The 3,898-nt window shown below is 61.3% G+C and carries 5 protein-coding genes; 1 reads left to right on the top strand and 4 read right to left on the bottom strand.

Annotation, left to right across the window (positions count from 1 at the left end):
* Positions 1-202: 202 nt before the first annotated feature.
* From VIM98_RS17980 to VIM98_RS17965, 4 genes are all read right to left on the bottom strand, one after another.
* The gene (locus tag VIM98_RS17980) at positions 203-781 is read right to left on the bottom strand and encodes a HutD family protein (RefSeq protein ID WP_331994477.1); all 579 of its coding nucleotides are present in this window, start codon (positions 779-781) and stop codon (positions 203-205) included.
* Positions 778-1,317 (bottom strand): GNAT family N-acetyltransferase, encoded by a 540-nt coding sequence (locus VIM98_RS17975; protein WP_331994476.1) that lies wholly within the window; start codon positions 1,315-1,317, stop codon positions 778-780. The genes VIM98_RS17980 and VIM98_RS17975 overlap by 4 nt, the downstream gene beginning before the upstream one ends.
* 6 nt (positions 1,318-1,323) lie before the next feature.
* Positions 1,324-1,800: an SET domain-containing protein gene (locus tag VIM98_RS17970; RefSeq protein WP_331994475.1), complete on the bottom strand. Its 477-nt coding sequence runs from the start codon at positions 1,798-1,800 to the stop codon at positions 1,324-1,326.
* A 137-nt stretch (positions 1,801-1,937) separates the two neighbouring features.
* The gene (locus VIM98_RS17965; RefSeq protein WP_331994474.1) at positions 1,938-2,240 is read right to left on the bottom strand and encodes a ComEA family DNA-binding protein; all 303 of its coding nucleotides are present in this window, start codon (positions 2,238-2,240) and stop codon (positions 1,938-1,940) included.
* 182 nt (positions 2,241-2,422) lie between these two features.
* Here VIM98_RS17965 and VIM98_RS17960 point away from each other — a divergent pair, with 182 nt between their 5' ends.
* Positions 2,423-3,844 carry a M20 family metallopeptidase gene (locus tag VIM98_RS17960; protein WP_331994473.1) on the top strand — a complete coding sequence of 474 codons (1,422 nt, stop codon included), beginning with the start codon at positions 2,423-2,425 and terminating at the stop codon, positions 3,842-3,844.
* Positions 3,845-3,898 lie beyond the last annotated feature (54 nt).

The raw sequence follows: 3,898 nt of genomic DNA, 5'->3' as shown, positions 1-3,898 counted from the left end.
AACTGGCTCTTCTGTGGGAGCGACTTTCGTCGCGACGATCGTGCCTTATCGCAAGTCCTTGTCGCGACTGAAGTCGCTCCCACAACGATAGGATCCGCTTTCGCTATGTTCGGGCGATTGCGAGGTTTTTAGAGGTTCCCTTTAGTTGCGACAAGGCGCTGCGAAGAGGCGCGATATTGCGACTGAGGCCGTTCCTGCAAGCCTAGCGGTGCCTCTGCACATCCAATTGCACCAATATCACCTCACCTCCACCTTCGATCTGCGCCCGTGCAGGCGCAGTCACCTCAATCCACGCATGGTCGCCGACGTGCAACTCTTGCACCTCGTCGTCCACGTGTAGACGTGCCCACCCTGCCAGTAGATGCACATACCAGTGTGAGTCTGGGCGAATCGGCAGCAGCATCGTGCCATTGAGCGGACGAGCCAGTAATTGTCCTTGTGCCTGTCCCCGCAACATCAAGTTGAAGGCGCGTGTCGCGCCTTCTGAAAGTTCGGCACGCACCGGTTCGCCGCCATTGAAAGCGAAAGGTTGCAGACGCAATAGATCTTGCTGGTGGCCGTGCTCGAAAACCAAGCGAATCGGAGCGTCCAGTGCCACGAACTGGCGGCGCACAGCCGGCAGCAGAGAGAACGGGCTATCGCGCTCGATGCGCGCAATGCTCAAACGCCATTGCCAATCGCCGCATGCGGGTGCGCTGTCGATCAGCAGCGTGCTGCCCATGCCGTTGGCCCACGGTTGCTCTTGCAACGCACCGGTGCCAATCCGGCGGATGGCGCTCATGCGTACGAGACGCGGCGCGGCTGGCAGGGGGCGTAATAGGCGAAGACATGATTGAGATTGCCGTGGAAATCCATATCGTCGATATGTTCGCCGCCAAGGCGTTCGGCGACACGGTCGGAGGCTTCGTTGCCGATGCGCACCAGACTGATCACGCGCTGCAGGCGTAACTGATTCCAGGCGAATGTGAGGATGGCCTGGCCTGCTTCAGTGGCATAACCGTGGTGGCGGTGATCGGGCTTGATCATCCAGCCGAGCTCGGTATCGGGCCAGCCTTCCGGGTGCATCAGGCCCGCGCGACCGATGAATCCGTCGGTGTCTTTCAGTTCCAGCGCCCACATGCCAAAACCGCGCAATTGCCAGTGTCCCAGCAGCATGGCCAGCGAGCGCCAAGCCGTGGTGCGGTCCAGCGGCTCGCCATCGCCCAACCAGCGCGTATTGGCCGGATCGGCCAGCATGGCGGCATATTCGTCGAAATGGCGCTCGCTTAAGGGAGCAAGGCGCAGTCGCGCAGTTTCCAGAGTGGGTATGTCGTACATCTTGGATCAACGAGAGTGGGACGAGTCCAACAGCGCAGCAAGCGCCTGGGTCGTCGATAGCAGGCTATCGTGCCAGGACAAGCCGATGATTTTCTCACCAGTGGCCGTGTCGATAAAGTCCTCTTCCTGTCCAGGCGGCAGTAGGTGGCGGTAATCCACCGTGATTTCGGTCCCGGCCGGTAACTCTTTGAAAGCAAATATAAAACCAAGGTGCCACAAGCCGGAGGGGGTGAAGCTATGGTTGATATAGCATTCATCGGGCCAATCCGGCGATACCGTATAACGATCCTCGAACCAGCGTGCCGCAGCATACATCTGTGCCTGCAGCGCGGGGTCTTGGCGCAATTGATCGAAACGCCAGGTCCGGTCGATGGCGTCGGGCGCGGTCACAATCTGACCTGCAGCGACTTTTTCTTCCAGAAACAGTCCATTGCCGGCTCCGCTGATCGACGATGGGGCAATGCGGTAACGCGGCAGGATCATCGGAGGTAGCGGTAGCTGAAATGCCGCGAAGTGTAATGCAAGCGTCGGACGACGCCAGGGCAGGTGCGCCGGCATCGGGCAGCAAGCGGTAGGGAGGCTGAACCGTGCTGCTTGCCGGTGCCGACGCGCCCAGGACGTTAGTCCTTGGCCTTGCTGGCCTTTTTGGATGTTGCGGGCGTATCGCTGGTCAAACGGATAGCCTCGCGGTTGCGCTCTACCAGGGAGGCGCCGACGCCCTTGACCAGGGTCAGCTCCTCCAGGCTCTTGAAGGGGCCGTTCTGCGAGCGCTGTTCGACGATCGCCTGGGCCTTGCTCAAGCCGATGCCATCGAGAGAGTCGGCGATCGTCTGTGCGTCGGCCGTATTGATATTTACCGGGATGGCGGCCCACGTGGCGGGTGCGAAGAGGGATACGGCGGCGGCGACAAGGATTCGGGACATGCGCAAAACTCCTGATGTAAGGTGGAGCGTTACTTTCGATGCTTGGCAGGAGGAGCGCAGTCAGCCGGTTGATCGCGAAGCAGAAGCTTCTGCAGGGTATGTCGGTCGGCGAATGCCTCAGAACCACGCCCATGGCCGCCGGCGGTACAATGCGCGTTTTTCCGCATAACGAGGCCCAACCTATGGACACCGCTCGCCTTTCCAGCTTTATCGGCGGATTGTGGGATCAGGAAATCGTGCCGAAGCTGGTCGAATACATTCGTATCCCGAACAAGTCGCCGATGTTCGACAGCAAGTGGGTGGAGCACGGTCATATGGATGCGGCGGTCAGGCTGCTGGAAACCTGGGCGCGCTCGAAACTGCCGTCGTTGCCCGGAGCCACTCTGGAGGTAGTCCGGCTGGAGGGGCGTACGCCGCTGATCTATATCGAAGTGCCCGGTCAGAACGACGATACCGTGGTGCTCTATGGCCATTTGGACAAACAGCCGGAAATGACCGGCTGGGCTGAAGGCCTGGGACCCTGGACCCCTGTGCTCAAGGGCGACAAGCTCTACGGCCGCGGCGGTGCGGACGATGGCTACGCGATGTTCGGGTCGCTCGCGGCGCTGCTGGCGCTGCGAGAACAGGGGCTGCCGCACGCGCGGTGTGTCATCCTGATCGAGGCTTGTGAAGAATCGGGTAGCTATGACCTGCCGTACTACGTCGATCATCTGGCCGCTCGCATCGGCAATCCCTCGCTCGTGGTCTGTCTGGACTCCGGCTGCGGCAATTACGACCAGCTCTGGTTGACCACCTCGCTGCGCGGTATGACCGGTGGCGAACTGAGTGTGCAGGTACTCGAAGAGGGTGTGCATTCAGGCGATGCGTCCGGTGTGGTGCCGTCGAGCTTCCGCATCCTGCGCGAGCTGCTCGATCGCTTGGAAGATCAGGCGACGGGCACGATCAAGCCCAAGGAGCTCTACGTCGAGATCCCCGAGCAGCGCGTCGAGCAGGCCAAGCGCTCGGCCGACGTGCTTGGCACGGCGGTGTACGACAAATTCCCGTTTGTCGAAGGCATGAAGCCGGTTACCGAGGACCTTACCGAGCTCGTGCTCAACCGCACCTGGCGCCCTCAGTTGGCGGTCACCGGCGTGGATGGCATGCCGCCGCTGGAAAGCGCCGGCAATGTGCTGCGTCCCAGGACGGCAGTGAAACTCAGCCTGCGGGTGCCGCCGACACTGTCGGGCGCCAAGGCCGGGCAGTTCGTCAAAGCGCTTCTGGAAAAAGATCCACCGTACGGTGCCAAGGTCAGCTTCAAACTGGAGAAAGATGGCAGCGGTTGGAACGCACCGGCGCTTTCGCCTTGGTTGGAGCAGGCTGTCGCCGAGGCTTCCGAACATTATTTCGGCGCGCCGGCGGCGTATATGGGCGAGGGCGGAAGCATTCCCTTCATGGGCATGCTAGGCGAGAAATTCCCGCAGGCGCAGTTCTTGATCACCGGCGTGCTCGGACCGCATTCGAACGCGCATGGCCCGAACGAATTCCTGCATATTCCAACCGGCAAGAAGGTCAGCATGGTGGTGGCTGAAGTCGTGGCGCGGCACTTCGCGCAACGTCAGGGCTGAGCATCGTGCGGCCGGCACCGGGCCGGCCGCGTCGGTGAGACAATAGCCATGAAC

The organism is Dyella sp. (assembly GCF_036568765.1).
Lineage (GTDB): Bacteria > Pseudomonadota > Gammaproteobacteria > Xanthomonadales > Rhodanobacteraceae > GSA-30.
The sequence above is the reverse complement of the archived record's forward strand: the minus strand, read 5'-3'. Positions and strand labels throughout refer to the sequence as shown.

Bases quoted from the DNA above. Each gene is read 5' to 3' on its own strand.
- VIM98_RS17980 (WP_331994477.1), bottom strand. From the start codon at position 781: ATGAGCGCCATCCGCCGGATTGGCACCGGTGCGTTGCAAGAGCAACCG.
- VIM98_RS17970 (WP_331994475.1), bottom strand. From the start codon at position 1,800: ATGATCCTGCCGCGTTACCGCATTGCCCCATCGTCGATCAGCGGAGCC.
- VIM98_RS17965 (WP_331994474.1), bottom strand. From the start codon at position 2,240: ATGTCCCGAATCCTTGTCGCCGCCGCCGTATCCCTCTTCGCACCCGCC.
- VIM98_RS17960 (WP_331994473.1), top strand. From the start codon at position 2,423: ATGGACACCGCTCGCCTTTCCAGCTTTATCGGCGGATTGTGGGATCAG.
- VIM98_RS17975 (WP_331994476.1), bottom strand. From the start codon at position 1,317: ATGTACGACATACCCACTCTGGAAACTGCGCGACTGCGCCTTGCTCCC.